Below are 905 nucleotides of genomic sequence, written 5' to 3'. Positions count from 1 at the left end.
TCGCCTTCACGTTCCAGGAGCCGATGTAGTCGCGGATCTGCTTGACCAGGACATGGACGCTGGAGAACGTGCCCCGGCGGATGGACTGCCGGGTGATGATCCCGAACCAGATCTCGATCTGATTGAGCCACGACGACCCGATGGGGGTGAAGTGGAAGTGCACGTGAGGATTCTTCGCCAGCCACGCCTTCACCTCCGGAGTCGTGTGCGTGGACAGGTTGTCCAGCACCACGTGGATCTCCCTGCCCTGGTATGGCTTCACCGCCTTCTTCAAGAACGCCAGGAAGTCCGCCGCGTTCCGGCTCGGCTTGCACTCGCCGAGCACCTCGCCGGTGGCGACGTTCAGCGCCGCGAACAGGTTCGTGGTGCCGTGCCGGATGTAGTCGTGAGTGCGCTTCTCGGTGGCGGCGAAGGTGACCGGCAGCACGGGCTGGGTCCGGTCCAACGCCTGGATCTGCGTCTTCTCGTCGACGGACAGGACCACCGCGCCACCGGGCGGGGCCAGGTACAGCCCGACGATGTCGACGACCTTCTCCGCGAACCCCGGATCCTTGGACAGTTTGAAGGTGCCCGACCGGAACGGCTTCAGATTCTCCTCACCCCAGACGCGGGCGATGTAGTGGAACGAGACCTTGATCCCTTCCACCCGTTTCAGATACGCCGCCAGGGTGCGCGTGGACCAGTGCGTCAGGCCCGTTTCCGCGGGCGGTGTCATCTTTGTCAGCGCGATCACCCGGCTACGGGTCCTCGGCGACACCTGGGCCTTCCCGCCGCCGCGTTTCTTCTCCACCAGGCCCGCGACGCCCTCCTCCAAGTACCGCGTCCTGGTGCGGTCCACCGTCCGTTCCGATACATCGGCCAGTTCGGCGACATCTTTGCGCCGGCGTCCCTCCCCGGCCCACAAC

1 protein-coding gene and 1 pseudogene are annotated in these 905 nt (G+C 65.4%); both read right to left on the bottom strand.

Annotation, left to right across the window (positions count from 1 at the left end; all coding sequences use genetic code 11):
- The coding region (locus IE277_RS46740; protein ID WP_229882614.1) for an IS630 family transposase at nt 1-838 on the bottom strand (838 nt) is incomplete at its 3' end.
- Nucleotides 839-904, bottom strand: a pseudogene (locus IE277_RS48710) (hypothetical protein); the annotation flags it as partial.
- Between the last annotated feature and the right edge of the window lies 1 nt (nt 905).

Source organism: Streptomyces alanosinicus, from assembly GCF_014650595.1.
In the GTDB taxonomy this organism is placed as follows: domain Bacteria; phylum Actinomycetota; class Actinomycetes; order Streptomycetales; family Streptomycetaceae; genus Streptomyces; species Streptomyces alanosinicus.
The sequence above is the reverse complement of the archived record's forward strand: the minus strand, read 5'-3'. Positions and strand labels throughout refer to the sequence as shown.